We start from the raw sequence: 25,780 nt of genomic DNA, 5'->3' as shown, positions 1-25,780 counted from the left end.
TCGACATGCCACTTTCCGGAGAATACGCACCGAGCACGGTGGACTGGGCCCGCAAGAACGCCGAGCAGTACATGGCGTCCGGGGGCACCGAGGGCACCGAGATGCAGGGCAAGCCGGTCATCCTGCTGACCACGATCGGGGCCAAGACCGGCAAGATCCGCAAGACCCCGCTGATGCGGGTGGAGCACGACGGCGAGTACGCCGTCGTCGCGTCCATGGGCGGGCAGCCCACCCACCCCGTCTGGTACCACAACATCACGGCACATCCGCGGGTGGAACTGCAGGACAAGACCGTCACCGGCGACTACGACGCCCGCGAGGTGTTCGGCGACGAGAAGGCGATCTGGTGGGAGCGCGCTGTCACCGTCTGGCCGGACTACGCCAAGTACCAGGCCAAGACCGAGCGGCAGATCCCGGTGTTCGTGCTGACCCCGGTGGGGTGAACCGCCGGTTGGGTGGCACCATGAACCGGTGTCCGCCGAACCGAACCAGTCCGTGACCGGCCCGCTGCTGTCCGCGGCCGACATCGACGCGGCGGCGGCGCGGATCGCTGGCGTGGTCAGCCCGACCCCGCTGCAGTTCAACGACCGGCTGTCGATGATCACCGGCGCGCGGGTGTACCTCAAACGTGAGGACCTGCAGTCGGTGCGGTCCTACAAGATCCGCGGCGCCTACAACCTGATGGTGCAGCTGTCGGCGGCCGAGACCACGGCCGGGGTGGTGTGCTCCTCGGCGGGCAACCACGCTCAGGGCTTCGCCTACGCCTGCCGCACGCTGGGTATCCACGGTCGGGTGTACGTACCGGCGAAGACCCCGCAGCAGAAGCGCGACCGGATCCGCTACCACGGCGGCGACTTCATCGAACTGATCGTCGGCGGCGCCACCTACGACCTGGCGGCTGAAGCCGCCCGCGACGACGTCGCCCGCACCGGGGCGACGCTGGTGCCGCCCTACGACGACCTGCGGACGATGGCCGGCCAAGGCACCATCGCCGTCGAACTCCTCGAGCAGCTCGACACCGCCCCGGATCTGGTGATCGTCCCGGTCGGCGGCGGCGGCTGCATCTCCGGCGTCACCACGTACCTGGCCGAGCGCACCGCGAACACCGCGGTGCTGGGGGTGGAACCAGCCGGCGCCGCCGACATGATGGCCGCACTGGCTGCGGGCGAACCGGTCACGCTCGATCACGTCGATCAGTTCGTCGACGGTGCCGCGGTCGCCCGGGCTGGCGCGCAACCGTATGCGGCGCTGGCCGCAGCCGGCGACATGGTGTCGGTCACGACCGTCGATGAAGGTGCGGTCTGCACTGCGATGCTCGACCTGTACCAGAACGAGGGCATCATCGCCGAACCGGCCGGCGCCCTGTCGGTCGCCGGCCTGCTGGAGGCTGAGGTTGAGCCCGGCTCGACGGTGGTCTGCCTGATCTCCGGCGGCAACAACGACGTCTCCCGGTACGGCGAGGTGCTGGAACGCTCGCTGGTGCACCTGGGTCTCAAGCATTACTTCCTGGTGGACTTCCCGCAGGCGCCCGGTGCGCTGCGCCGGTTCCTCGACGAGGTGCTCGGACCGAGCGACGACATCACACTGTTCGAGTACGTCAAGCGCAACAACCGGGAGACCGGGACCGCGCTGGTCGGCGTGCAGCTGGGGTCGGCCGCCGACCTGCCCGGGCTGGTGGCCCGGATGCGCTCGTCGGAGATCCACGTCGAACCGCTCGAGCCGGGGTCGGCGGCGTACCGCTACCTGCTCTGAAGTCGGCGCTTCGGCGGAGCCGTTAGAGACCGCTGAACGGGTTCTGCACCAGGATCCCGCCGTAGTCGGCGCCGTCGGCTAGATCCTCGGAAAGCACGGTGCCGCAACCGAGTGCCCGGGCCGCCTCGATGATCGCCGCGTCCCAATAGGAGATCCGCCAGCGCTGCTGGGTTGTGAATGCAGCCTGCATCACCGCGGTCGTCAAGGGCGCCACCGGGAAGCGCATGAACGACTCCACCAACTCGCCGGCCTGCTCACCGGTGAGGGCGTCGGGCCGGCCCTGTCGCGTCGCCTGAACGTAGAACTCCTGCAACACCTGAACCGACAGGGCGAGATCGCGGTACGTCAGGATCTCGTTGGCGCGCTGGGCTTTCCCCGCTTCCGCGGAATCCGTGGAGATCGCGTACAGCAAGATGTTGGTGTCAACGAATCGCACGGTCGTGGAGTTCGTCACGGGACAGCCGATCGGCTGCCCGGAATCGGTCGATCTCACCCTGCACACGCTGCTGCTGGGCCAGCAGCCTTGCGAATTCCGCCTCACGGTCGGACAGCGAGGTCAGGAACTCACCGACGAGTGCGCTGACCGACTTTCCGAGTTCTGCCGCCCGGATCCGGGCCGTTCTGTACACCTCGTCGGGAACCGCCACCGTGATGTTCCGCACGTCCATACAATATCACCGAATCACAGTTTCACAGTCAATTCTTCCTGGTCAGGCGGCATCGACCGGGAGCAGCACTTCGTCGTTCGCCGCGAAGATCGGCTCCAGTGGTATGTCGAACCGTGCGGCGGCCTCGACCAGTCGGGCTGACCAGATGCGGTCCGCCGGGCTGACGCCGCCGCGGCCGGGTCCGGTCAGCAACAGCGCGACCCTGCTGCCGGTGAGGTCGTCCCGGTCGAGCAGCCTGTGCACGGCGGACATCAACTCGTGCAGCACCCGGGCCTGCGGTCGCGGTCTCAGCGGAACCCGGCTCAGCATCTTCACGAATCGGTGATCCGGCCCGATGAAGCCGAGCCACAGCAGTCGTTCACCGAAGCCCAGTGGCCCCATCAGCGCCCGCCAGCGCTCCTGCAGGTCGGCTGGGGAGTGGATCGGATCTTCGGCGGTCTCGATCGGCGGGATCGGAGGTGGTTCGGGATGAGTCATGCGACGCATCATCGGCGGACGGTGCCGATCCGGCCAGTCACTCATCCACAGGGGTGCGCTCCAGCAGCACCACCGGCAGTTCAGCGAAGAGCGCGGCTGCGACGGGGGAGTCGGCGAAGTCCGCACCGGTCAGCCGATCGGTCCACCGGCCGTCGGGAAGCCCCAGAGCGGTGTCGCCCCAACCGGTCTCACCCAGCCGGGCGGTGAACCGGGTGACCGCCACCAGCACGTCCTCTCCACGCCGGAACGCCAGCAGGTGGCCGGCGGACGACCCGGTGGCGCGCACCGGGCGGTAGACGTCGCCGAACGCCGCCGGGCGGTCCCGCCGCAGCCGCAACGCGGCGTGCACCACCCGGATCTTCGGATGGCGCAGGGCGCTCAGCGCGGCCCGGCGCTCGGCGAAATCCACCGGGCGGCGGTTGTCCGGATCGGTGAGGCTGTCCCCCCACAGTTCGGTGCCCTGATACAGATCGGGCACACCGGGTGCGGTGAGCAGCAGCAGCTTCTGTCCCAGTGCGTCGCTCTCGGCGTGCGGCGCCAGTTCGGCGGCCAACGCGGTCAACTCGGCGGCTGCCGGGCCGTCGAACACCCCCGCCAGCCACCGGTGCACCGCATCCTCGAAGTCGACGGCCGGATCCGCCCAGCAGGTGTGCCGCCCGGCCTCCCGCAGTGCCTTGGTGGTGTAGGCGTGCAGCCGTTCGCGCAGCGTGCCGGTTATCACCCCGTCGACCGGCCACACCCCGAAGATGTTCTGCCACAGGAACAACCCGGTGCCGGCATCGGGGGAGGGAACCATCTCCTCCCACCGGGTCACGCAGCCCGCCCACCGCTCGGCCACCTGCGACAGCACCCGGATGCGCGCCCGCACATCCTCGCCGCGCTGGGTGTCGTGGGTGGACAGCGTCGACATCGCCTGCGGCCGATGCGCGGCCCGCGCCCGCATCCGGGTGTGGAACTCGGTGGCGTCCACCGCGAATCGGGTCGGATCGCAACCGAGTTCGTTCACCGACACCAGCCGGGCGTCGCCGTGCATCAGCCGCCCCTCGACGGCGCCGGCGCGCGTGGCCCCGCACACCTGAGCCAGCCGCGCCGCCAGCTCGCGCCCGGTGCCCACCGCAGTCTCGACCAGGGCCAGTGCAGGCGCCAACTCCGGTGCGGCCGCGGCGATCTCGGCCAGCGCCGCGGCCCGGATCGGTGCCAGTATCGGATAGTCGTCGCGGTAGACACCGATCCGGCTGATCAGCGCCACCAGTGCCTGCTGCAGGAGGGGCTCGTCGCCGGTCGCGGCGGCCACCCGTCGTCGCAGCCGGTGCAGGTCGGCTGCGAGCGGGCCGGTCAGCACCTGTCGGCTCAGCTCGGCCAGCGGCACGGCCGGGGCCGCGGCCGCCAGTGCGGTCAACGCCGGTTCGCCCCGAGGGTCGGCGAACACGCCGTCCAGCAGGCGCAGCACGTCGTACCCGGTGGTGCCGGCCACCGGCAGCGTCGGTTCCAGCGGCTCGTCGGGGGCCAGCAGTTTCTCCACCACGATCCAGGCGTCGGACCCGGTCAACTCGCGCAGCCAGCGCAGGTACCCGATCGGGTCGGGCAGGCCGTCGAGATGGTCGATCCGTATGCCGTCGACCAGGCCTTCGGCGAACCAGCGGGCCACTTCGACGTGCGTCGCGTCGAACACGGCCCGGTCCTCCTGCCGCAGTGCGGCAAGCGAATCGACCGTCATGAACCGGCGGTAGCCGCAGGCTCCGGAACGCCAGTCGACCAGCCGGTAGTGCTGGCGGTCCAGTACCTGCGCGGCGGTGCCCGACCCGGTGCCCGGCGCGATCGGCAGCATCAGCCCGCCCAGCACCAGCCTGTCGTCGTGCACGGTCAGGCCGGCCAGGTCGGTGCCGGAGTTCAACGCGGGCAGCACGATCCGGCCGTCGTCGAGTTCCCAGTCGATGTCGAAGAAGTCTGCGTAGTCTGATGATCGCCCGTGCCGCAGCACATCCCACCACCACCGGTTCTGCTCCGGTCGGCCGACACCCAGGTGGTTGGGCACGATGTCGACGATCAACCCCATGCCGCGGGCCCGTGCCGCAGCCGACAGCCTTGTGAAACCCGGTGCGCCACCGAGTTCCGCCGACAGCGTCGTCGGGTCGGTGACGTCATAACCGTGCGCCGACCCGGACACCGCGGTCAGGATCGGCGACAGGTACAGATGGGACACCCCGAGCGCGTCGAGGTAGTCGAGCAGATTCTCGGCGTCGGCGAAGGTGAAACCGGCGCCGCTGCCCGGGCTGCGCAGCTGCAGCCGGTAGGTGGATGAAACCGCGGGCCGGTTCACCACCAGCCGGTGGCGGTGCCGAGCTGCTTGCTGAGCTCACCGGCCATCGTGCGCATGTAGGTCGCCGACAGGTGATGCGAGTCATGGTAGACCAGCACGTTGCCCTCGATGGCCCGGCAGATGTCGACGTCGCACACCGCATCGGACATGTCCAACGGCTTGAGCAGTGGGAACTGTTTCACGAAATCGAGGGTCGGGTTGTGGTCGGCGAGCACCGCGGAGCGCTTGATCCCGCAGGACACCGCGTCACCGCCGGACGCCAGGCAGTCCGCCGGTTCGAACGGGCTGTTGTCGTCGTGCACCAGCCACGGGGTGTCCCGCATGGCCAGAATCGGAATGTTGTTCTCGGACAGCTTCTTCCAGATCCCGATGTAGGTGCCCGGCATGACATCGCCGGGTTTGATGTTCCACGGCCGGGTGGAGGTGGTGAACACGAAATCCGGGTGGTCGGTGATGAGCTGCGCCATGGTCTTCTCGACCCAGGTGTGGCACTGCGGATACGGGGCGTTGTTGCCCATGATCAGCGGGACCTCCTCGGTGGACAGCGGGCAGCCCATCTTGAGGTAGGTGACGACCTTGAAGTGGTGCTCGCGACCCAACAGATCCAGGGCCGGCAGCCAGTGCTCGGCGTGCGAGCCGCCGGCCAGCGCGATGGTGCGGGTGGCCTCGGTGTCGCCGTAGTCGCACTTGAGCAGGGCGCCGTTGCTGAAGCTGCTGATGCAGCCATCACGGGTGGAGGACGGCAGATCCTTCTTGGCCTCCAGGATGGTCGGGCGCATCTGCAGTTTGGCGACCCGGACGTGGCCGGTCAGCGCGCGTGACCCCGGGTAGTCCCGCGGGTTGAGTCCGACCAGCGCCTTACCGTTGGCCTGCTGCACGGTGACGTGCTCGCGCCAGGTGAACGACGTCGCCGTCAGCGCAACGCCCAGCAGCACCACCGTCGACCCCAGCGCCAGCGTGGGCCGGCGCCACCAGCCGGGCGACGGTGTACGCCAGGGAATGGTCAGCACCGGCGTCGGGCCCAGGCCGGCCGCCTTGCGGGAGCGCAGCGGCTCCTCGATCAGCTTGCTGGTCAGGTAGGCCAGCACGCCGGAGACCAGCAGGATCACCGTGCCCTCGAGCACCGACGCGTGCCGGTGACCGGTGTAGGACAGCCAGAAGATCAGCAGCGGCCAGTGCCACAGGTACAGCGAGTAGGCCATCGCGCCGAGCGTGACCAGCGGTCCGGCGGCCAGCAGCCGGTTCGGCCAGGGCAGTTGCCCGCGGGTGCTGGGGTGGGCGTGCCGGTTGGCCCCGGTCAGGATGAACAGCACCGTCGCGCCGACCGGCACCAGCGCCCACGGGCCGGGGAACTCCTTGACGCCCTCGATCAGGGCGCCGCAGCTCAAGATCGCGGCGAGGGCGACGATGGCGATCGTGGTGCGCAGCCACTGCGGCCACCGGATGTAGGGGACCGCGGCGCCGGCCAGTGCACCGATCAGCAGCTCCCAGGCACGGGCGAAGCTGTTGTAGTAGGCCTGCGACTGGTCGGCCTGATGGGCGATGATCGCGTACACGAACGACGCCACCGTCAGCCCGGCGAGCAGCAGCACGAACGCGCTGCGCAGGCGGCGGCCGAGCAGCCGGCGGAACAGGAACGCGAAACCGAAGATCAACGCCAGGAACGACACGAAGAACTGGCCCTGCACCGACATCGACCAGATGTGCTGCAGCGGGCTGACCGCCTCACCGGCGCGCAGATAGTCCGACGCGGTGCGGGCCAACTCCCAGTTCTGGTAGTAGCCCAGGCTGGCCAGGCTCTGGTCGGCGAAGGTCTCCCAGCGGGTCTGCGGCTGAACCAGGATCGTCAGCACCGCGCACGCGGCCAGCACCACCACCAGCGCCGGCAGCAACCGGCGGACCAGCCGGATCAGGTCCGGCACCGGCGACAGTGACGAGTGCGGGTTCAGTGCGACCCGCAGCAGTTTGCCGCCGAAGAAGAAGCCGGACAGCGCCAGGAACACGTCCACCCCGCCGGAGACCCGGCCGAACCAGATGTGGAACATTGCGACCAGCGCGATCGCGACACCGCGCAGCCCGTCGAGGTCGTGTCGGTAGAAACCGGCCTTGCGGGTGCCCATCGCAGTGGTCGACGCCGGCCCCGCAACGGGCGCTGACGCCGGCCGGGGCGGGGACAGGGCAACCATGATCGCCCGACAATCTACCTAATCAGCCTGTCTAAACGGCATTCCAACGCTGTGAGCTGCGCTGTGAGATCGCCCGCTCACACGTTGCGGACCGCTGCGCCTACTGGCCGATGACGCGGGTCAGGTAGGGGACCATGTTGCTGGTGCGGGCCGGTGAGACCGTGACCGCGGGGTTGGTGCCCTCGATCATCTGGTTGTTGCCCAGGTACAGCGCGACGCTCTGGGTGCCGCCGGGGCCGTAGCAGAGCAGGTCGCCCGGGCGGGCCTGCGCCGGAGCCACCTTGTGGCCGACGCTGCACTGTTCACCAGAGGTGCGCGGCATCTTGATCCCGGCGCCGGCGAACGCGTACTGGATCAGCCCGGATGCGTCGAATCCGACGGTCTGCGGCAGGCCGAGGCCCGGGATGCCGGCCGGAGCGCTGACCGGGCTCCCGATGGCCGGACTTCCCAGGGCCGGGCTCCCGATGGCCGGTCCCCCGACGGCCGGTGCGGGTGACAGGCCGGGCAGGGTGGCTGCGGTGCCCAGGGTGGGGCCCAAGGTGGTGGGGGCCAGGGTCGGCCGCGAGGGGGCTCCGGCGGTCGGACCGGCGATGTTGCCGCCGCCGTAGACGTAGGGCACACCGCGCTGGGAGAGGGCGCGCTGGATCACGGTGTCGATGGGCTGGCCGTAGCCGGTCGACCCGGGGCGCGGATCGGCGGTGGCCGGGCCGGCTGCGGCCCAGACCGGTGCCAGCGCCGCGGACAGCGCGATCGCGGTGGCGCAGATGCGTTTCATCGGTGGTTCCCCCTCCCGGCCGTCGATACTCAACGGCCACTTCAATCACTTCTGTCACAGAGGTTAGTGGCGTTTAGTCGCGGTCCGGTCTCGCCGGGGAGAAATTAGGAGTTCCGTGACCGAACGGTGACGGGCTGTTCGGGCGCCGGCCGGGTCTGCGCCTACCCTCAGTGCTCATGTCCGCCCTGACTCCCGAGCAGATCCGGGCCATCGACGCCGCGCACGTGTGGCACCCCTACAGCACGATCGGCGTCGCGGGGCAGGCCCCGGTGGTGGCGGTGGCCGCGCACGGCGCCTGGCTGACGGTGCTGGTCGACGATGTCCCGGTCGATGTGCTGGACGCGATGAGCTCCTGGTGGACCGCGATCCACGGCCACGGCCACCCAGTGCTCGACGCGGCCATCACCGCCCAGCTCGGGGTGATGAACCACGTCATGTTCGGCGGCCTCACCCACGAACCCGCCGCCCGGCTCGCCCAACTGCTGGTCGAGATCACCCCGCCGGACCTGCAGACCGTCTTCTTCAGCGACTCCGGTTCGGTGTCGGTGGAGGTCGCGATCAAGATGGCGCTGCAGTACTGGCGGGGACGCGACCGGCCCGGCAAACGGCGGCTGATGACCTGGCGGGGCGGCTACCACGGCGACACCTTCGCCCCGATGAGCGTCTGCGACCCCGACGGCGGCATGCACACGCTCTGGCGGGGCACCCTGGTCGAGCAGATCTTCGCACCCCAGGTGCCCGACGACTACGACCCGTCCTACAGCGAGGCGTTCGAGGCCCAGCTGGCTGCCCACGCCGACGACATCGCCGCGGTGATCGTCGAACCCGTCGTGCAGGGCGCCGGCGGGATGCGGTTCCACGACCCGCGCTACCTGACCGACCTGCGCGACATCACCCGGCGGCACGGCGTGCTGCTGATCTTCGACGAGATCGCGACCGGATTCGGCCGCACCGGTGAACTGTTCGCCGCCGACCACGCGCAGGTCAGCCCGGACATCATGTGCGTCGGCAAGGCGCTGACCGGCGGCTACCTCACGCTGGCCGCCACACTCTGCACCACGGAGATCGCCCGGACGATCAGCACCGGCGCCGCCGGGGCCCTGATGCACGGGCCGACGTTCATGGCCAACCCACTCGCCTGCGCGGTGTCGGTGGCCAGCGTCGAGCTGCTGCTGGCCTCGGACTGGCGGACGACGGTCGCCCGGATCAGCGGGGAACTCAGCGCCGGACTGGCGCCGGCCCGGGCGCTGCCCGGGGTGGCCGACGTGCGGGTGTGCGGGGCGATCGGCGTCATCGAATGCCATGAGCCGGTGGACCTGGCGGTTGCCACACCGGCCGCGCTGCGCCGCGGTGTGTGGCTGCGCCCGTTCCGCAACCTGATCTACGCCATGCCGCCGCTGATCTGCACGCCGTCCGAAACCGCTCAGATCGCCGCCGCGATGGTCGAGGTCGCCGCATGTGTGGACCCGTCGCCGCTTTAGGCTGCAAGCCGATGATGGGTGCAGAGAACGGGACCGGTGCGCTGAGCTGGCTGGCCGACGTGGAGCGGCAGCGCCGCGCAGCCGGGCTGCGCCGTGCGCTGCGGCCGCGGCCGCCGAGCAGCGACCTGCTCGACCTCGCCTCCAACGACTACCTGGGCCTGTCGACGCATCCGGCCGTCGTCGACGGGGCGGTGGCGGCGCTGCGGACCTGGGGTGCCGGTGCCACCGGGTCGCGGCTGGTCACCGGTGACACCGACCTGCACCAGCAATTCGAGCGGGAGTTGGCCGCCTTCGTCGGCGCCGAGGCCGGCCTGGTGTTCTCGTCGGGATACGCCGCGAACATCGGCGCGGTGGTCAGCCTGTCCGGACCAGACGCGCTGCTGGTCTCCGACCGCTACTCGCACGCCTCCCTGGTCGACGCCTGCCGGTTGTCGCGGGCACGGGTGGTGGTGACCCCGCACCGCGACGTGGACGCGGTCGCCGCAGCGCTCGCCGCCCGCACCGAACGGCGTGCGGTCGTGGTCACCGAGTCGGTGTTCTCCGCCGATGGAACCCGCGCGCCGCTGCGGGAACTGCACGCGGTGTGCCGGCGGCACGGGGCGCTGCTGATCGTCGACGAAGCGCACGGTCTGGGGGTGCGCGGCGCCGGGGGACAGGGCCTGGTGCACGAGGTCGGCCTGGCCGGTGCCCCCGACATCGTCCTGACCACCACCATGTCCAAGGCGCTGGGCAGCCAGGGCGGTGCGGTGCTCGGCCCGGCCGCCGTGCGCGATCACCTGATCGACGCCGCCCGGACCTTCATCTTCGACACCGGGCTGGCCCCGGCCGCGGTCGGCGCTGCGTTGGCGGCGCTGCGGGTGCTGGTGGCGCAACCGGCGCTGCCGGCGGCGGTGCTGGACAACGCGCGCGTCCTGGCCGAGGCCTGCGGGGTGTGTGAGCCGCTGGGTCAATGCGGCGGTTCCAGCTTCGCCTCTCCTTCGTCGAGCCTCGCTAAACCGCCGGGCCAATGCGGCGGTTCCAGCTTCGCCTCTCCTTCGTCGAGCCTCGCTAAACCGCTGGGTCAATGCGGCGGTTCCAGCTTCGCCTCTCCTTCGTCGAGCCTCGCTAAACCGCCGGAATCAGCGGTGATATCGGTGATCCTCGGGGACCCCGAGGTGGCGGTGGCCGCCGCTGCCGCCTGCCTGGACGCGGGTGTCCGGGTCGGCTGCTTTCGGCCGCCGACGGTGCCGGTCGGCACGTCGCGGCTCCGGCTGACCGCCCGCGCGTCGCTGACCCGCGACGAACTCGACATGGCCGGGCGGGTGCTGGCCGGCGTGCTGTCGGCGGCGCGGACGTGACCGCGCTGATCGTCACCGGCACCGGCACCGGCGTCGGCAAGACGATCGCCACTGCGGCGCTGGCGTCCGCCGCCCGGCAGGCCGGCCTGGACGTCGCGGTCTGCAAACCGGTGCAGACCGGCACAATCGACGGCGACGACGACCTGGCCGAGATCGGTCGGCTCACCGGTGTCACCGAACTGGTCGGGCTGGCCCGCTACCCGCAGCCGCTGGCCCCGGTGGCCGCGGCAGAAGATGCCGGCGCGACGCTGCCGACCCGCCGGGATTTGCTGACCCTGATCGACGCCGTCGACCGCCCCGGCCGCCTGACGCTGGTTGAGGGCGCCGGCGGGCTGCTGGTCGAACTCACCGCCGACGGCACCACCCTGCGGGATCTGGCCGCCGAGTGCGGTGCGGCCGTGCTGGTGGTGGTCGCCGCCGGGTTGGGCACCCTCAACCACACCGCTCTGACTGTCGAATCGCTTGCCGGGCAGGGGATCCCGTGCGCCGGGCTGGTGATCGGCAGCTGGCCGGAACGGCCCGACGCCGCGGAGACGTCGAATCGGACGGCGCTGGCCCGGCTGGCACCGGTGCGGGCGATGCTGCCCGCGGGCAGCGGTGCGCTGCCGGTCGCCGACTTCGCCGCGATGAGCGCCGCCGCCTTCGCACCGGACTGGGTCGCGACGCTGGCCGGCTAGCGATGGTGCACTCGATCGAGCTGGTCTTCGACGCCGACACCGAGGCGGCGATCCGGCGGATCTGGGCGGGCCTGGCCGGCGCCGGAGTGCCCAGCCAGGCCCCGGCGGCCCGGCCGCACGTCACCCTGGTGGTGGCGCAGCGCATCGATCCGCAGGTCGAGGAGGTGCTGACAGGCGTCGTCGCCGATCCGCCGGCCTGCACGCTGGGGCCGCCGGTGCTGTTCGGGAAGGGCGGAACAGTGCTCGCCCGACTGGTCGTGCCGAGCGCCGACCTGCTGGCTGTGCACGCCGAGGTGTACCGGTTGAGCCTGCCGCACCTGGTGCCGCACCCGCTGCCGCACACCGCCCCCGGCCAGTGGACACCGCACGTCACCTGCGCCCGGCACGTCGGCCCGGCGCACCTGGCCCGCGCCGCGCGAATCACCGGGCGCCCCAGCGAGATTCAGGGCCGGTTCGCCGGACTGCGACGCTGGCAGGGGGACACGCGCACTGAGCACCCGATCAGCTGACCGGCACACCGCCGTGCACGGCCACGCCGTCGATCAGCAGTCGCAGCCCGAACGCGAAGTCGGCGGCCGGCACAGCCGTCGGCGAGAACGCGGTGCCGTGCGCCAGCGCACCGGCGGCGTCGAACTGCAACCGCGACTGCTCGTCGATGGTGGCGCCCAGCACGTAGTAGACCAGGCTGCGGGCCGCCAGCGCCGCCTGCTCGGTGCCCAGGCCTGCCAGGCCGGCGGCCTGCGCGAGGACCCGCAGGATCGCGACGACGCGCTGCGACTGCCCGGCCGCGAAACTCGCCGCGACGAGTTCGGCGCCGTCGGTGTGCGACAGCAGCGCGTCGTGCATCTGCGTGCAGACCGTGATAGCCAGTTGGCGCCAGTCGGCCGCGTCGGCGCTGGTGGACACCGGTTGCAGCACCCGGTCGGCGACCGCGCCGAGCAACTGCTGTTTGTCGGCGAAATGCCAGTACAGCGCGCCGGGGGAGACTCCGAGTTCGCGTGCCAGCCGGCGCATGGTCAGGTCCGCGATCCCGTAGTTGTCCAGGATCGCGGCGGCCGCGGTGACGATATCGTGACGGTGGTCGCGTTGGTGCGGTTGCACACCGCTACCATAGCCTGAACAGCGTTCAAGGCGGCCGGTCCGCCGCACTCGAGTAACAAGGAGCATCAGGTGACTCAGGCAGCCGTATCCAGCACCGATACCGACAGCACCGACATCCTGGCGATCGCCCGCGAGCAGGTGCTGGGCCGCGGTGAAGGGCTCAACCAGGAGCAGGTGCTGGCGGTGCTGCGACTCGGCGAGGAGCGTCTCGACGAGCTGCTCGACCTGGCCCACGAGGTGCGGACGCGCTGGTGCGGCATCGAGGTCGAGGTCGAGGGCATCATCAGCCTCAAGACCGGCGGCTGCACCGAGGACTGCAACTTCTGTTCGCAGTCGGCGGTCTTCGACGACTCGCCGGTGCGCGGCGTCTGGCTCGACAAGGACGAACTGGTGGAGGCCGCCAAGGCGACCGCCGCGACCGGCGCCACCGAGTTCTGCATCGTCGCGGCGGTGCGCGGCGCCGACGACAAGCTGCTCAAGCAGGTCGACGACGGCATCAAGGCGATCCGCGAGGCCGGGATCGACATCCCGATCGCGGCCTCGCTGGGGCTGCTGACCCCGCGCACGGCCAAGAAGCTCAAAGAGATCGGCGTGCACAAGTACAACCACAACCTGGAGACCGCCCGGTCCTACTTCCCGTCGGTGGTCACCACCCACGAGTGGGACGAGCGATTGGCGACCCTGGAACTGGTCCGTGACAACGGCATGGAGCTGTGCTCCGGCGGCATCCTCGGCATGGGTGAGTCCCTGGAGCAGCGCGCCGAGTTCGCCAGCCAGATCGCCGCACTGAACCCCGACGACGTGCCGATCAACTTCCTCAACCCGCAGCCCGGCACCCCGTTCGAGGACATGCCGCCGCTGTCGGCCGTGGAGGCGCTCACGATCATCGCCGCGTTCCGGCTGGTGCTGCCGCGCACCACGCTGCGGTTCGCCGGCGGTCGCGAGATCACCCTGGGCGACCTGGGCGCCAAGCGCAGCCTGATGGGCGGCGCCAACGCGATGATCGTCGGCAACTACCTGACCACCCTGGGCCGCTCCATCGACGACGACCTGGAGATGCTCGAGGAGCTGAAGATGCCGATCAAGGTCCTCAGCGAGAGCCTGTAAGGGACCCGGGTACTGATGAGCGAGGCGTTGATGAGCGCAGAACTGCCGGAGTTGGTCGGGGCCGGCGTCTACAACGTCCACAACGGCGCCCTGATCGGCGACTCGACCGAGGTCGTGCATCAGACCGCCGCCCAGCTGGCCCTGCGGCCGCCCCGGTTCTGCGCCGCCTGCGGCCGCAAGATGGCGGTGCAGGTCCGGCCCAGCGGCTGGTGGGCGCGCTGCTCCCGGCACGGCACGGTCGACTCGGCGGACCTGGGTGCGAAGTAGTGGCCCCGGTGCCGGATGCCGGTGCACCGCGGATCCTGCGGGTGACCGGGTTCGGCGGCATCGCGGTGGCGGCGATCGCCGTCGGTGCGGCTGTCGGATTCGGCTGGGCGCAACTGGCGCCGCCGGTGCACGGCGTGGTGGCGCTGACCCGCAGCGGTGAACGCGTGCAGGCCTACCTGGGCAACGAGGCCGATCATTTCTTCGTCGCGCCGGTGCTGCTGCTGAGCATCCTTGGCGTGGTCGCCGTGCTGGCCGCGACGCTGGCCTGGCAGTGGCGCAGGTACCGCGGGCCGGGGATGGTGGCGGCGCTGTCGGTCGGTCTGACCGGGGCCGCGGCGGTGGCCGTTCTGGTCGGCGGGCAACTGGTGCACCGCCGCTACGGCGTCGTCGACGTGGACGCCGTGCCGGTCACGCCGGAGCACCGGGTGTTCTACGTGGCCGACGCCCCGCCGGTGTTCTTCGGGCATTCGCCGCTGCAGATCGCGGCCACCCTGCTGCTGCCGGCCGCGGTGGCGGCGCTGGTCTACGGCCTGTGTGCGGCCGTCAGCACCCGCGACGACCTGGGCGCCAACCCACCCGGCGGCATCGCCCCGGCTCCGGCGCTCAGTGCGGAGAGTGCTGCGCCGCTCGACCGGTGATCACCCGGACGGCGATCAGGCCCAGCCGGGCCAGGCCGAGGTAGGTCTTCGGGTTCAGCAGCGCCGGCCACCCGCTTCGCACCGCGCCGCTCGCGATCGGCCGGCCGGCGAACCGGTCGCGCAGCCACTCCAGCACCATCGGCGTCGACAGCGGGTGCAGCAGGATGTGCTCGCTGATCTGGTCGCGGTGGTAGGTGAGCCGGGTGCCGCCGGCCGCGTAGGCGTCGGCGAGCGCATCGATGTCGTCGACCGAGATCACCTGGTCGTGGGTGGCCTGGAACAGCAGCACCGGACATGACGGGGCCGTCGACCCCAGCCGGGTGTCGTCGAAGACGTGCTGGACGGCGGCCGTCGCGATCAGCTCGTCGAGTGGCCGATCGATGTAGTCGTTCAGCGTGCGGTGGTGCATCTTGAGCACTGCCGTCCCGGTGGTCATCGACTCCAGCGAGTTCATCAGCGCCCGACCGTCGGCGGTGGCGTGCTCCTGAACGACCTGATCCAGGTCCGGGTAGCTGTGGGTCAGTGCGGCGATCATCATGGCCGGCAATCCCGACCAGAAGCTGCCGTCCAGCCGGCGCAGGGTGTTGCCCAGGTCGCCCACCGGTGAGCCCAGCGCGGTTCCGGCGATGTTGAGCTCCGGCGCGTAGTCGGCGCTGACCTCGGCGGCCCAGGCGGTCGCCAGCCCACCGCCGGAGTACCCCCACATGCCGACCGGCGCGTCGAACGCGACGTCCAGCCGGTCGCTGGCCTGTGCGGCGCGGATGCCGTCCAGCACGACGTAACCGGGTTCGTACGGCGCGCCCCAGTGACCGTGCCGGCCCTCATGGTCGGGCACCGAGACCGCCCAGCCCTGCTCCAGCAGCGCCGCGATCAGCACGAACTCCAGCTGGGTGAACGAGCCGTTGAGGCCGGCGCGCCGGCGCAGCGCGTAGGAGGGGAATGCTCGCGCGTCGACGCCGTCGATCGCGCACTGGTAGGACACGATCGGGCGGGCGCCGGTGGCGTTCGACTCGGCCGGGACCAGCACGGTCGTCACCGCGGCCTGCGGCAGCCCGTAGCGGTCCGAGCTGCGGTAGAGCAGCTGGGTGGCGTGCAGGCGCTGCGGGATCAGCCCCAGGAACGCCAGTTCGACGTCGCGGGAGCGCAGCACCGTGCCGGGCAGTGCGTGCTGGAAGCCGGCCGGCGGCTCGTAGAACGGATCATTGGCCGGGGCGAGCGGGTGTGCTCCCGGCTGCAACTCCTGGTGCGGGGCCTGTCCGATCCACGGAACCGGCGTTTCGCGAGTCAGACTGTCGTAGTCCATCCAGGCATTGTTGCTTAAGGGACCAGTAAGAATCCAGTCCGACTCACCCTGGCGGGCGTAGCGCGGCGAATTCGTCGGTCACCCGCAGTTCGGAATCGGTGAACCGGTAGACCGCGGCGGGCCGGCCGCCGCTGCGCCCGGATCGGGCTGTGGTGCCGGTGCCGGTGATAACCCCGCGGCGCACCAGCACCCGCTGCAGGTTGGTGACGTCGACCTGGTACCCGAGCACCACGCTGTAGATCTCGCGCAGTGCGGACAGTACGAATTCCGTTGGGGCCAAAGCGAACCCGATATTTGTGTAGGACATCTTGGCGACCAGGCGGGCGCGGGCGTCGGCCACCATCACGGCGTGGTCGAACGCCATCTCCGGCAGTGCGTCGACCGGGTGCCACCGGGTGTCGGCCGGCAGTTCCGGGTCGGCGGGGGCGGGGACCAGGCCCAGGAACGTCGAGGCGATGGTGCGCGTGCCGGGAACCCGGCCCGGGTCGGAGAACACACCTAGCTGCTCGAGGTGGGCGACCTCACGCAGATCGACCTTCTCGGCGAGTTGCCGCCGGGCCGAGGCCATCACGTCCTCGTCGTCGCGCAGGACGCCGCCCGGCAGTGACCAGCGGCCCAGTTGGGGGTCGCGGGCCCGCTGCCACAGCAGCACGTTGAGTCCCGGCTGTCGGCTCCCGAGGTCGCCAACCCGGAAGACGACGGTGAGCACTTCATGCGCAGTGCTAGTATGAACCATGTTTTCGATTATAAGTCGAAAACCTATTGGCGAGAGGAGCCACCCCATGACCACCCTCACCGACACCGGCAAGCTGGTCGACCGCATCGTCAACTCGCCGGCCGGCTACAGCGGCATCGAGGCGGACGAGGAATGGGTGGCCGAGATCCTGCGGCTGAAAAAAGAACGCAACGCGGTGATCCTCGCCCACAACTATCAGCTGCCGCCGATCCAGGACATCGCCGACCACGTCGGGGACTCGCTGGGCCTGGCCCGGGTCGCCGCGCAGGCCGACGCGGACACCATCGTGTTCTGCGGCGTGCACTTCATGGCCGAGACCGCCAAGATCCTGGCGCCGGAGAAGACCGTGCTGATCCCCGACGACCGGGCCGGCTGCTCGCTGGCCGAGTCGATCACCGCCGAGGACCTGCAGGAGTGGCGCGACGAGCACCCGGGCGCCGTCGTGGTCTCCTACGTCAACACCACCGCCGCGGTGAAGGCGCTCACCGACTACTGCTGCACGTCGTCGAACGCCGTCGACATCGTGAACTCGATCGACCCGGACCGGCCGGTGCTGTTCCTGCCGGACCAGTTCCTCGGCCAGCACGTCCAGCGGGTGACCGGCCGCAAGAACATGCACATCTGGGCCGGCGAGTGCCACGTGCACGCCGCGATCAACGGCGACGAGCTCGAGGAGAAGTCGCGGCTGTACCCGGACGCCGAGCTGTTCGTGCACCCGGAGTGCGGCTGCGCCACCTCGGCGCTGTACCTGGTCGGGGAGGGTCACTTCCCCGAGGAGCGGGTCAAGATCCTGTCCACCGGCGGAATGCTGGAGGAGGCCCGCAAGACCAACGCCAGCAAGGTGCTGGTCGCCACCGAGATCGGCATGCTCTACCAGCTGCAGAAAGCGGCGCCGGAGGTCGACTTCGAGGCCGTGAACTCCAAGGCGTTCTGCAAGTACATGAAGATGATCACCCCGGCCGCGCTGCTGCGCTGCCTGACCGAGGGCGCCGACGAGATCCACGTCGACCCGGAGACCGCGAAGCTGGCCGAGCGCAGCGTGCAGCGGATGGTCTCGATAGGGCACTCGGCGCCGGTCAGCAAGTGACCACCGGTCTGGCCTGGCACGACCGAGCCGACGTCGTCGTGATCGGCACCGGCGTCGGTGGGCTGGTCGCGGCTCGCGTCGCGCAGCGGTCCGGGCGCCGTGTCGCGGTGCTCAACAAGGCCGGCGGCGTCACCGGGGTCACCGCCACCCACTACGCGCAGGGCGGCATCGCGGTGGTGCTGCCGGGCACCGACGATTCCGTCGAGGCGCATGTCGCCGACACGCTGGCCGCCGGTGGCGGGCTGTGCGACCGTGCCGCGGTCACCTCGATCATCGCCGACGGCTACCGGGCGGTGACCGATCTGGTCGGCACCGGGGCGACGTTCGACGCCGGCGCCGACGGTGATTGGGCGCTGACCCGCGAAGGCGGGCACTCCCGGCGCCGCATCATCCACGCCGGCGGCGACGCCACCGGCGCCGAGGTGCAGCGGGCACTCGATCACGCGACCGCGACACTGGACATCCGGCGCGGTCACACCGCACTTCGCGTACTGCGCGACGGCGGTGCAGTCACCGGGGTGCTGGTGGCCAACGCCGACGGGATCGGCGTCATCCACGCGCCGTCGGTGGTGCTGGCCACCGGCGGACTCGGGCACCTCTACCGGGCCACCACGAACCCGGACGGCGCCACCGGCGACGGGCTGGCGCTGGCGCTGGGGGCCGGCGTCGCGGTGGCCGACGTGGAGTTCATCCAGTTCCACCCGACCATGCTGTACAGCGCCGATACCGGGCCCGGTCCTGGAGGCCGCCGGCCACTGATCACCGAGGCCGTGCGCGGCGAGGGCGCGGCCCTGATCGACGCCGCCGGCCGCTCGGTCACCGAGGGCGTGCACCCGATGGGCGACCTCGCTCCGCGCGACGTGGTCGCCGGCGCCATCGACACCCGGCTGCGCCAGACCGGCGACCCCTGCGTGTACCTGGACGCCCGCCGCATCGACGACTTCCCGCGGCGGTTCCCGACCGTCATGGCGGCCTGCCTGGCGGCTGGCGTCGACCCGACTCGGCAGCCGATTCCGGTGGTCCCGGGTGCGCACTACAGCTGCGGCGGCGTCGTCACCGACGTCACCGGGCGCACCGAACTGCCGGGGCTGTTCGCCGCCGGTGAGGTGGGCCGCACCGGCATGCACGGCGCCAACCGGTTGGCCTCCAACAGCCTGCTCGAAGGACTGGTGGTAGGGGACCGGGCCGGCGCGGCCGCGGCGGCGCACGCGGCGTCGGCCGGGCCGGTGCAGGCCAGCGTCCCCGCCGAGGATGAGCACGTCGCACTCGAGCGCGACGTGCTGCAGGCGGCGATGTCCCGGGACGCCTCGGTGGTCCGCGACGCCGCCGGGCTGCACCGGCTCGCCGAACTGCTGGCCTCGGCCGAGCCGCGGAAGGTGTTGGGCCGCAGCGACTTCGAGAACGTGGCGCTGACCCTGGCCGCGCGGGTCGTGACCGCCGCGGCGGACGCCCGCACCGAGAGCCGGGGCTGCCACCACCGCGCCGAGCAACCGGACGCCGATCCGGCGCAGGCGCACAGCCGGATCTACCGGCTCGCCGGCGACGCGATGGCGGTGGCCTGCTGATGCGACTGTCCGACGCGGAGGTGACCGAAACCCGCCAACTCATCACCCGTGCGCTCAACGAGGACCTGCGCTACGGGCCCGACATCACCACGATCGCGACGGTGCCCGCCGACGCGGTCGCCGAGGCGGCGATGGTGACCCGCGAATCGGGGGTGATCGCCGGGATCGACGTGGCCCTGCTGGTGCTCGACGAGGTGCTGGGCGAGGGTGGGTACACGGTTCTCGGCCGGGTGGACGACGGCGCCCGGGTCGCCGCGGGCGCCGCGGTGCTGACGCTGCGGGCGCCGACCCGCGGGCTGCTCACCGCCGAGCGCACGATGCTCAACCTGGTCTGCCACCTGTCCGGGATCGCCACGGCCACCGCGGCCTGGGTGGATGCGGTGGACGGCACCTCGGCGAAGATCCGCGACACCCGCAAGACGCTGCCGGGCCTGCGTGGCCTGCAGAAATACGCCGTGCGCGCCGGTGGCGGGGTGAACCACCGGATGGGGCTGGGAGATGCCGCCCTGATCAAGGACAACCATGTCGCCGCAGCCGGGTCGGTGGCCGCCGCGCTGCGGGCGGTCCGGGCCGCGGCGCCGGACATCCCGTGCGAGGTCGAGGTGGACTCCCTGGAGCAGTTCGACGAGGTGCTCGCCGAAGGGCCGGAACTGGTGCTGCTCGACAACTTCCCGGTCTGGCAGACCCAGACCGCCGTGCAACGCCGCGACTCCCGCGCCCCGGGCGTGCGGCTGGAGTCCTCCGGCGGACTGAGCCTGGACAGTGCGGCCGCCTACGCCGCCACCGGCGTCGACTACCTGGCGGTGGGGGCTTTGACCCACTCCGTCCGGGTGCTCGACATCGGCCTGGACATGTGACCTGCCCGCACCGGTGCGGTACGACGAGATCGACGCGAGCGTGTTCCCTACTCGGTGTTTTCCGCGCTGTTGTCGATTTCGGCGGGGATGCTGATCAGGCGACCTCAGGCGATGTCGGTGACCAGCACCGCGACCTTGCGGTTCTGCAAACGCACCGCCAGCGGCAGATCCTTGCCGGCCGTCCCCGGCGGCAGGATCCGCGGGTTGGTCAGGTGCAGTTCGGTGCGGAACAGCCGCACGTCGGCCTCGCCGGCGGCCAGCACGTTCTTCACCCAGTCCGCCTTGCCGTGGCCCAGCGCGACCGCCAGCACATTGCCCTTGCGATAGGTGGTGACCACCGTCTCGTAGGGCTTGCCGGACTTGCGGCCGCGATGCTTGATCGTCGACGTGCCCGGCAGGTACTTCGCCAGCGGCTTGACCACCGGGTTCATGTATTTGATCTGCAGCCGGTCCAGCCACGGTGGGAAGATCACCGGCAGCTTCGCACCCTCGGTCATGACGACTCCGTTTCTCCTCGAACCCGAACTCAGGCCGCGCTGTCGATGTCGGCGACCAGAATGCCGACCCGGCGTGCCGCGAGTCGCACGATCAGCGGCAGGTTGCTGACGTCGCCGCCGATCGGCACGATGCGCGGGTTGGTGATGTGCACGCTGCGACGGAACAGATGCACGTCGGCCCCGCCGGCGGCCAGCACATTGCGCACCCAGTCGGCCTTGCCGTGGCCGAGCATCACCGCGAACGACGAACCCTTGGTGTAGCCGTGTACGACGGTCTTGTACGGCTTGCCGGACTTGCGGCCCTTGTGCTCGATCACCGTGAACGTCGGGATGTAACGCTGGAATCGCTTCACCAGCGGGCTGACGTACTTGTTCTGGATACCGTCGAGCCAATCCGGGAAGATGTAGGGCACTCCGGGCTTGCTCTTGTACTCGTCCTCGATGCGCATGTCGCCAGCCTAGCCATGTGCGGCGAAATCGACTTGAACGGCTCTGGGACAATGGTCGACGTGAACACGGGCTCCCTGATCTCCCGCATCGACCTGCGTGGCACCAGTCTGTCGGCGGCCGGGCTGCGGGCGGCGCTGCCGCGTGGCGGTGTCGACGTCGAAGCGGTGCTGCCGAAGGTGCGCCCGATCGTCGAGGAGGTCGCCGAACGCGGTGGGGCGGCGGCACTGGAGTTCGGCGAACAGTTCGACGGCGTGCGTCCCCCTGCGGTGCGGGTGCCGGCTGCCGCGCTGGTCACGGCGCTGGCCGAACTGGATGCCGACGTGCGGGCCGCGCTGGAGGTGGCGATCACCCGCGCTCGCGCCGTGCACGCCGACCAGCACCGCACCGACACCACCACGACGCTGGCCCCCGGGGCGACCGTCACCGAGCGCTGGGTGCCGGTCGAGCGGGTCGGCCTGTACGTGCCCGGCGGCAACGCGGTCTACCCGTCCAGCGTGGTGATGAACGTGGTGCCGGCCCAGACGGCCGGCGTCGACTCGCTGGTGATCGCCTCCCCGCCGCAGGCCGCCTTTGCCGGCCTGCCGCACCCGACGATCCTGGCCGCCGCCGCGCTGCTCGGCGTCGACGAGGTGTGGGCGGTCGGCGGCGCGCAGGCGGTGGCGCTGCTGGCCTACGGCGGCACGGACACCGACGGCGCGGAGCTGGCCCCGGTGGACATGATCACCGGGCCGGGCAACATCTACGTCACCGCCGCCAAACGGCTGTGCCGCTCCCAGGTCGGCATCGACGCCGAGGCCGGGCCGACCGAGATCGCGATCCTCGCCGACCACACCGCCGACCCGGTGCACGTCGCCGCCGACCTGATCAGCCAGGCCGAGCACGACGAACTGGCGGCCAGCGTGCTGGTCACCGACAGCGCCGAACTGGCCGGCGCCGTCGACGCCGCCGTCGAAGACCAACTGCAGACCACCCGGCACCGTGAGCGGGTGCGGGTCGCACTGTCCGGCCCGCAGTCGGCGATCGTGCTGGTCGACGATGTCGATACCGGAATCCGGGTGGTCAACGCCTACGCCGCCGAGCACCTGGAGATCCAGACCGTCGATGCCGCTGAGGTCGCGGCCCGAATCCGCAACGCCGGCGCCATCTTCGTCGGGCCGTGGTCGCCGGTGAGCCTGGGCGACTACTGCGCCGGGTCCAACCACGTGCTGCCCACCGCCGGCTGCGCCCGACACTCCAGCGGGCTGTCCACGCAGACCTTCCTGCGCGGCATTCACGTCATCGACTACACCGAGGCCGCGCTCAAAGACGTCAGCGGTCACGTCATCACGCTGGCCAACGCCGAGGACCTGCCGGCGCACGGCGAAGCGGTCCGGCGGAGGTTCGAGCGGTGACCGGCGAACCGCGGCCGGGTGACCGGATCACACTCGACGACCTGCCGCTCCGCGACGATCTGCGCGGCAAGTCGCCGTACGGCGCGCCGCAGCTATCGGTGCCGGTGCAGCTCAACACCAACGAGAACCCGCACCCGCCGAGTCAGGCGCTCATCGACGACGTGGCGGCCTCGGTGCAGGCGGCCGCCGCGGAGTTGCACCGCTACCCCGACCGTGACGCGGTCGCGCTGCGCACCGACCTCGCCGCGTATCTGACCGGCTGCACCGGGGTTCGGGTCGGTGTCGAAAACCTGTGGGCGGCGAACGGATCCAATGAGATCCTGCAGCAGCTGCTGCAGGCGTTCGGCGGCCCGGGCCGCAGCGCGGTCGGGTTCGTGCCGTCGTATTCGATGCACCCGATCATCACCGACGGCACCCACACCGAGTGGTTGCAGACCGTGCGGGCCGACGACTTCAGCCTCGACACCGCCGTCGCCGCCGCCGCGATCACCGAGATGCAGCCCGACATCGTCTTCGTGACCAGCCCGAACAACCCGTCCGGGCAGAGCATCCCGCTCGATGACCTGCGGGTGCTGCTGGATGCGGCACCCGGGATCGTCGTCGTCGACGAGGCGTACGGCGAGTTCTCGTCGCAGCGCAGTGCGGTCGCGCTGATCGAGCAGTACCCGGCGAAAGTGGTGGTCAGCCGCACGATGAGCAAGGCGTTCGCGTTCGCCGGCGGCCGACTGGGCTACCTGGTCGCCGCGCCGGCGGTCATCGACGCGATGCTGCTGGTGCGCCTGCCCTATCACCTGTCGGTGGTCACCCAGGCCGCCGCCCGCGCCGCCCTGCGGCACGCCGACGACACCCTCGGTACCGTCGCCCAGCTCATCGCTGAACGTCAACGTGTTGGGGCGGCCCTGTCCGGCATGGGTTTCCGGGTGATCCCCAGCGACGCCAACTTCGTGCTGTTCGGTGAGTTCGCCGACGCCCCGCGTGCCTGGCAGCGCTACCTGGACGCCGGCGTGCTGATCCGTGACGTCGGCATCCCCGGCTATCTGCGGGCCACCACCGGTCTGGCCGCCGAGAACGACGCGTTCCTGGCGGTCAGCGCCGAGTTGGCCGCCCTCGAACTCGCCCAGCCGTTAGGAGCATCGTGACCGAACACCGCCGCGCCCGGGTAACGCGCAAGACCCGCGAGTCCGACATCACCGTCGAACTCGACCTGGACGGCACCGGGGTCGTCGACATCTCCACCGGCGTGCCGTTCTACGACCACATGCTGACCGCGCTGGGCAGTCACGCCAGCTTCGACCTGACAGTGCGCGCCGAGGGCGACGTCGAGATCGAGGCACACCACACCGTCGAGGACACCGCGATCGTGCTCGGTCAGGCGCTCGGGCAGGCTCTCGGCGACAAGAAAGGCATCCGCCGGTTCGGGGACGCCTTCATCCCGATGGACGAGACGCTGGCGCACGCCGCCGTCGACGTCTCCGGGCGGCCCTACTGCGTGCACACCGGCGAGCCAGATCACCTGGCGCACACCGTGATCGCCGGATCGCAGGTTCCGTATCACACCGTCATCAACCGGCACGTGTTCGAGACGCTGGCGTCGAATGCGCGGATCGCCCTGCACGTGCGGGTGCTCTACGGGCGCGATCCGCACCACATCACCGAAGCCGAGTACAAGGCGGTCGCGCGTGCGCTGCGCGAGGCCGTCGAACCCGATCCGCGGGTGACCGGCGTGCCGTCCACCAAGGGTGCGCTGTGACCAAGCGGGTCGTCGTACTGGATTACGGCTCAGGCAACCTGCGCTCGGCGCAGCGCGCACTGCAGCGCACCGGGGCCGACGTCGAGGTGACCGCCGATCCCGGTGCGGCCGCGGCGGCCGACGGCCTGGTGGTGCCGGGCGTCGGCGCCTTCGCGGCGTGCATGACCGGGCTGCGGGAGGTCAACGGCGACAAGATCATCGCCGAGCGCCTGCACGCCGGCCGGCCGGTGCTGGGGGTCTGCGTCGGCATGCAGATCCTGTTCGCGCACGGCGTCGAGTTCGGGGTGGACACCACCGGGTGCGGGCAGTGGCCGGGGGCGGTCACCCGTCTCGACGCCCCGGTCATCCCGCACATGGGCTGGAACACCGTCGACGCCGCGCCCGGCAGCACGCTGTTCCGCGGGTTGGACGCCGACACCCGGTTCTACTTCGTGCACTCCTACGCCGCGCAGCGCTGGGAGGGCAGCCCGGACGCGTTGGTGACCTGGGCGACCCATCAGGTACGGTTCCTGGCGGCTGTCGAGGACGGGCCGTTGGCCGCCACCCAGTTTCACCCCGAGAAGAGCGGGGATGCCGGGGCGACACTGCTGAGCAACTGGGTGGAGGCACTGTGAGTACATCGTTGGTTCTGTTGCCCGCCGTCGACGTCGTCGACGGCAAGGCGGTCCGCCTGGTGCAGGGCAAGGCCGGCAGTGAGACGGCGTACGGCGACGCGCTGGACGCCGCGTTGACCTGGCAGCGCGACGGGGCCGAGTGGATCCACCTGGTCGACCTGGACGCCGCCTTCGGCCGCGGCTCCAACCGCGAGTTGCTCGCCGATGTGGTTGGGCGCCTTGATGTTCAGGTCGAGCTATCCGGCGGCATCCGCGACGACGAGTCGCTGGCGGCGGCGCTGGCGACCGGCTGCCGTCGGGTCAACGTGGGTACCGCGGCGCTGGAGAACCCGGCCTGGTGCGCTAAGGCGATCGCCGAGCACGGCGACAAGGTGGCGGTCGGCCTCGACGTCCAACTGGTCGACGGGACGTACCGGCTGCGCGGGCGCGGCTGGGAGACCGACGGCGGCGACCTGTGGCCGGTGCTGGATCGCCTGGACCGCGAGGGCTGTTCCCGGTTCGTGGTCACCGACGTCACCAAGGACGGCACGTTGCAGGGGCCGAACCTGGAACTGCTGCGCGAGGTGGCCGGCCGCACCGACGCCCCGGTGATCGCCTCCGGCGGTGTGTCCAGCTTGGACGACTTGACCGCGATCGCCACCCTGGTGCCGGACGGCGTGGAGGGCGCGATCGTCGGCAAGGCTCTGTACGCGGGCCGGTTCACCCTGCCCGAGGCGCTGTCAGCGGTGCGGGGGTAGATCCGTC

Annotated in this window: 28 protein-coding genes; 17 read left to right on the top strand and 11 right to left on the bottom strand. The window is 70.8% G+C overall.

All coding sequences use genetic code 11. The annotated features are described in order from the left end of the window. Window positions 1–5 precede the first annotated feature (5 nt). Together KIH27_RS12060 and ilvA are read left to right on the top strand one after the other, a co-directional pair. Complete coding sequence (locus tag KIH27_RS12060; protein WP_214093183.1) at window positions 6–443, top strand: nitroreductase family deazaflavin-dependent oxidoreductase; 438 nt, start codon at window positions 6–8, stop codon at window positions 441–443. 28 nt (window positions 444–471) lie between these two features. Then, window positions 472–1,752: a threonine ammonia-lyase IlvA gene (ilvA, locus tag KIH27_RS12055; protein WP_214093182.1), complete on the top strand. Its 1,281-nt coding sequence runs from the start codon at window positions 472–474 to the stop codon at window positions 1,750–1,752. 22 nt (window positions 1,753–1,774) lie between these two features. Here ilvA and KIH27_RS12050 read toward each other — a convergent pair whose 3' ends face one another. From KIH27_RS12050 to ripD, 6 genes are all read right to left on the bottom strand, one after another. Beyond that, the gene (locus KIH27_RS12050) at window positions 1,775–2,188 is read right to left on the bottom strand and encodes a PIN domain-containing protein (protein WP_214093181.1); all 414 of its coding nucleotides are present in this window, start codon (window positions 2,186–2,188) and stop codon (window positions 1,775–1,777) included. Beyond that, on the bottom strand, window positions 2,175–2,414 hold the full coding sequence (locus KIH27_RS12045) for a hypothetical protein (RefSeq protein WP_214093180.1): 240 nt from the start codon (window positions 2,412–2,414) through the stop codon (window positions 2,175–2,177). Before KIH27_RS12045 ends, KIH27_RS12050 begins: the two co-directional genes overlap by 14 nt. Window positions 2,415–2,462: 48 nt before the next feature. Further along, window positions 2,463–2,897: a hypothetical protein gene (locus tag KIH27_RS12040; protein ID WP_250149993.1), complete on the bottom strand. Its 435-nt coding sequence runs from the start codon at window positions 2,895–2,897 to the stop codon at window positions 2,463–2,465. A gap of 37 nt (window positions 2,898–2,934) precedes the next feature. After that, on the bottom strand, window positions 2,935–5,217 hold the full coding sequence (gene treY / locus KIH27_RS12035; RefSeq protein ID WP_214093178.1) for a malto-oligosyltrehalose synthase: 2,283 nt from the start codon (window positions 5,215–5,217) through the stop codon (window positions 2,935–2,937). After that, window positions 5,214–7,403 (bottom strand): acetyltransferase SucT, encoded by a 2,190-nt coding sequence (gene sucT / locus KIH27_RS12030; RefSeq protein ID WP_214093177.1) that lies wholly within the window; start codon window positions 7,401–7,403, stop codon window positions 5,214–5,216. Before sucT ends, treY begins: the two co-directional genes overlap by 4 nt. A gap of 100 nt (window positions 7,404–7,503) precedes the next feature. Continuing rightward, complete coding sequence (gene ripD / locus KIH27_RS12025; protein ID WP_214093176.1) at window positions 7,504–8,178, bottom strand: NlpC/P60 family peptidoglycan-binding protein RipD; 675 nt, start codon at window positions 8,176–8,178, stop codon at window positions 7,504–7,506. Window positions 8,179–8,354: 176 nt separating this feature from the next. Between ripD and KIH27_RS12020 the strand changes: the two genes are divergently transcribed. The 4 genes from KIH27_RS12020 to KIH27_RS12000 are packed head-to-tail and all read left to right on the top strand — an operon-like array spanning window position 8,355 to window position 12,182. Continuing rightward, a complete protein-coding gene (locus KIH27_RS12020) occupies window positions 8,355–9,659 on the top strand; it encodes an adenosylmethionine--8-amino-7-oxononanoate transaminase (protein WP_214093175.1) in 1,305 nt (434 codons plus the stop codon). Between the two features lie 11 nt (window positions 9,660–9,670). Then, a complete protein-coding gene (locus KIH27_RS12015) occupies window positions 9,671–10,996 on the top strand; it encodes an 8-amino-7-oxononanoate synthase (RefSeq protein ID WP_250149992.1) in 1,326 nt (441 codons plus the stop codon). Continuing rightward, complete coding sequence (gene bioD, locus KIH27_RS12005) at window positions 10,993–11,673, top strand: dethiobiotin synthase (RefSeq protein ID WP_214093174.1); 681 nt, start codon at window positions 10,993–10,995, stop codon at window positions 11,671–11,673. Before KIH27_RS12015 ends, bioD begins: the two co-directional genes overlap by 4 nt. A gap of 2 nt (window positions 11,674–11,675) precedes the next feature. Further along, on the top strand, window positions 11,676–12,182 hold the full coding sequence (locus KIH27_RS12000) for a 2'-5' RNA ligase family protein (protein ID WP_214093173.1): 507 nt from the start codon (window positions 11,676–11,678) through the stop codon (window positions 12,180–12,182). Here the strand turns inward: KIH27_RS12000 and KIH27_RS11995 are convergent. After that, on the bottom strand, window positions 12,175–12,774 hold the full coding sequence (locus tag KIH27_RS11995; RefSeq protein WP_307856855.1) for a TetR family transcriptional regulator: 600 nt from the start codon (window positions 12,772–12,774) through the stop codon (window positions 12,175–12,177). The two genes, KIH27_RS12000 and KIH27_RS11995, sit on opposite strands and share 8 nt — an antisense overlap. Before the next feature lie 69 nt (window positions 12,775–12,843). Between KIH27_RS11995 and bioB the strand changes: the two genes are divergently transcribed. From bioB to KIH27_RS11980, 3 genes are read left to right on the top strand one after another with little or no spacing between them, the layout of a single operon-like run. After that, complete coding sequence (gene bioB / locus KIH27_RS11990; RefSeq protein WP_214093171.1) at window positions 12,844–13,881, top strand: biotin synthase BioB; 1,038 nt, start codon at window positions 12,844–12,846, stop codon at window positions 13,879–13,881. A gap of 30 nt (window positions 13,882–13,911) precedes the next feature. Further along, complete coding sequence (bsaP, locus tag KIH27_RS11985) at window positions 13,912–14,148, top strand: biotin synthase auxiliary protein BsaP (RefSeq protein WP_214093170.1); 237 nt, start codon at window positions 13,912–13,914, stop codon at window positions 14,146–14,148. After that, window positions 14,148–14,786 (top strand): DUF2567 domain-containing protein, encoded by a 639-nt coding sequence (locus KIH27_RS11980; RefSeq protein ID WP_372451358.1) that lies wholly within the window; start codon window positions 14,148–14,150, stop codon window positions 14,784–14,786. The genes bsaP and KIH27_RS11980 overlap by 1 nt, the downstream gene beginning before the upstream one ends. Here KIH27_RS11980 and KIH27_RS11975 read toward each other — a convergent pair. Continuing rightward, window positions 14,752–16,089, bottom strand: coding sequence for a lipase family protein (locus KIH27_RS11975; RefSeq protein WP_214093169.1), 1,338 nt, complete (start codon window positions 16,087–16,089; stop codon window positions 14,752–14,754). The two genes, KIH27_RS11980 and KIH27_RS11975, sit on opposite strands and share 35 nt — an antisense overlap. Window positions 16,090–16,132: 43 nt before the next feature. Continuing rightward, window positions 16,133–16,825, bottom strand: a complete 693-nt coding sequence (locus tag KIH27_RS11970) for an NUDIX hydrolase (protein ID WP_214093168.1) — start codon at window positions 16,823–16,825, stop codon at window positions 16,133–16,135. 46 nt (window positions 16,826–16,871) lie between these two features. On the opposite strand from KIH27_RS11970, the gene nadA reads away from it, so the two are divergent. Genes nadA through nadC form a run of 3 tightly spaced genes read left to right on the top strand, consistent with a single transcriptional unit; the run spans window position 16,872 to window position 20,334 of the window. After that, window positions 16,872–17,912: a quinolinate synthase NadA gene (gene nadA / locus KIH27_RS11965; RefSeq protein WP_214093167.1), complete on the top strand. Its 1,041-nt coding sequence runs from the start codon at window positions 16,872–16,874 to the stop codon at window positions 17,910–17,912. Further along, the gene (locus KIH27_RS11960) at window positions 17,909–19,477 is read left to right on the top strand and encodes an L-aspartate oxidase (RefSeq protein WP_214093166.1); all 1,569 of its coding nucleotides are present in this window, start codon (window positions 17,909–17,911) and stop codon (window positions 19,475–19,477) included. The genes nadA and KIH27_RS11960 overlap by 4 nt, the downstream gene beginning before the upstream one ends. After that, window positions 19,477–20,334, top strand: coding sequence for a carboxylating nicotinate-nucleotide diphosphorylase (nadC, locus tag KIH27_RS11955; protein ID WP_214093165.1), 858 nt, complete (start codon window positions 19,477–19,479; stop codon window positions 20,332–20,334). The genes KIH27_RS11960 and nadC overlap by 1 nt, the downstream gene beginning before the upstream one ends. A 104-nt stretch (window positions 20,335–20,438) precedes the next feature. Here nadC and KIH27_RS11950 read toward each other — a convergent pair whose 3' ends face one another. Both KIH27_RS11950 and KIH27_RS11945 read right to left on the bottom strand, forming a co-directional pair. Further along, on the bottom strand, window positions 20,439–20,831 hold the full coding sequence (locus KIH27_RS11950; RefSeq protein WP_214093164.1) for a nitroreductase family deazaflavin-dependent oxidoreductase: 393 nt from the start codon (window positions 20,829–20,831) through the stop codon (window positions 20,439–20,441). 29 nt (window positions 20,832–20,860) lie between these two features. Then, entirely contained in the window at window positions 20,861–21,280 is a 420-nt protein-coding gene (locus KIH27_RS11945; protein WP_214093163.1) for a nitroreductase family deazaflavin-dependent oxidoreductase, read from the bottom strand. Between the two features lie 51 nt (window positions 21,281–21,331). Between KIH27_RS11945 and hisD the strand changes: the two genes are divergently transcribed. Genes hisD through priA form a run of 5 tightly spaced genes read left to right on the top strand, consistent with a single transcriptional unit; the run spans window position 21,332 to window position 25,773 of the window. After that, window positions 21,332–22,672, top strand: coding sequence for a histidinol dehydrogenase (gene hisD, locus KIH27_RS11940; RefSeq protein WP_284144723.1), 1,341 nt, complete (start codon window positions 21,332–21,334; stop codon window positions 22,670–22,672). Next, entirely contained in the window at window positions 22,669–23,811 is a 1,143-nt protein-coding gene (locus tag KIH27_RS11935) for a histidinol-phosphate transaminase (protein WP_214093162.1), read from the top strand. Before hisD ends, KIH27_RS11935 begins: the two co-directional genes overlap by 4 nt. Further along, entirely contained in the window at window positions 23,805–24,422 is a 618-nt protein-coding gene (gene hisB, locus KIH27_RS11930) for an imidazoleglycerol-phosphate dehydratase HisB (RefSeq protein ID WP_214093206.1), read from the top strand. Before KIH27_RS11935 ends, hisB begins: the two co-directional genes overlap by 7 nt. Then, window positions 24,419–25,036 carry an imidazole glycerol phosphate synthase subunit HisH gene (hisH, locus tag KIH27_RS11925; protein ID WP_214093161.1) on the top strand — a complete coding sequence of 206 codons (618 nt, stop codon included), beginning with the start codon at window positions 24,419–24,421 and terminating at the stop codon, window positions 25,034–25,036. Before hisB ends, hisH begins: the two co-directional genes overlap by 4 nt. Beyond that, window positions 25,033–25,773, top strand: coding sequence for a bifunctional 1-(5-phosphoribosyl)-5-((5-phosphoribosylamino)methylideneamino)imidazole-4-carboxamide isomerase/phosphoribosylanthranilate isomerase PriA (priA, locus tag KIH27_RS11920; protein WP_214093160.1), 741 nt, complete (start codon window positions 25,033–25,035; stop codon window positions 25,771–25,773). Before hisH ends, priA begins: the two co-directional genes overlap by 4 nt. Window positions 25,774–25,780 lie beyond the last annotated feature (7 nt).

Origin of the sequence: Mycolicibacter acidiphilus, from assembly GCF_018455725.1 — a bacterium.
Classification (GTDB): domain Bacteria; phylum Actinomycetota; class Actinomycetes; order Mycobacteriales; family Mycobacteriaceae; genus Mycobacterium; species Mycobacterium acidiphilum.
This window is presented reverse-complemented; position numbering and strand designations above follow the sequence as displayed.

What these genes read in the sequence shown, in the direction of transcription:
- KIH27_RS11945 (WP_214093163.1), bottom strand. Translation starts at nt 21,280, where the DNA reads ATGCGCATCGAGGACGAGTACAAGAGCAAGCCCGGAGTGCCCTACATC.
- KIH27_RS11970 (WP_214093168.1), bottom strand. Translation starts at nt 16,825, where the DNA reads ATGGTTCATACTAGCACTGCGCATGAAGTGCTCACCGTCGTCTTCCGG.
- nadC (WP_214093165.1), top strand. Translation starts at nt 19,477, where the DNA reads ATGCGACTGTCCGACGCGGAGGTGACCGAAACCCGCCAACTCATCACC.
- sucT (WP_214093177.1), bottom strand. Translation starts at nt 7,403, where the DNA reads ATGGTTGCCCTGTCCCCGCCCCGGCCGGCGTCAGCGCCCGTTGCGGGG.
- nadA (WP_214093167.1), top strand. Translation starts at nt 16,872, where the DNA reads ATGACCACCCTCACCGACACCGGCAAGCTGGTCGACCGCATCGTCAAC.
- KIH27_RS11975 (WP_214093169.1), bottom strand. Translation starts at nt 16,089, where the DNA reads ATGGACTACGACAGTCTGACTCGCGAAACGCCGGTTCCGTGGATCGGA.
- KIH27_RS12020 (WP_214093175.1), top strand. Translation starts at nt 8,355, where the DNA reads ATGTCCGCCCTGACTCCCGAGCAGATCCGGGCCATCGACGCCGCGCAC.
- KIH27_RS12040 (WP_250149993.1), bottom strand. Translation starts at nt 2,897, where the DNA reads ATGACTCATCCCGAACCACCTCCGATCCCGCCGATCGAGACCGCCGAA.
- KIH27_RS12015 (WP_250149992.1), top strand. Translation starts at nt 9,671, where the DNA reads ATGATGGGTGCAGAGAACGGGACCGGTGCGCTGAGCTGGCTGGCCGAC.
- KIH27_RS11950 (WP_214093164.1), bottom strand. Translation starts at nt 20,831, where the DNA reads ATGACCGAGGGTGCGAAGCTGCCGGTGATCTTCCCACCGTGGCTGGAC.
- hisD (WP_284144723.1), top strand. Translation starts at nt 21,332, where the DNA reads ATGGTCGACGTGAACACGGGCTCCCTGATCTCCCGCATCGACCTGCGT.
- bsaP (WP_214093170.1), top strand. Translation starts at nt 13,912, where the DNA reads ATGAGCGCAGAACTGCCGGAGTTGGTCGGGGCCGGCGTCTACAACGTC.
- ripD (WP_214093176.1), bottom strand. Translation starts at nt 8,178, where the DNA reads ATGAAACGCATCTGCGCCACCGCGATCGCGCTGTCCGCGGCGCTGGCA.
- KIH27_RS12000 (WP_214093173.1), top strand. Translation starts at nt 11,676, where the DNA reads ATGGTGCACTCGATCGAGCTGGTCTTCGACGCCGACACCGAGGCGGCG.
- KIH27_RS12060 (WP_214093183.1), top strand. Translation starts at nt 6, where the DNA reads ATGCCACTTTCCGGAGAATACGCACCGAGCACGGTGGACTGGGCCCGC.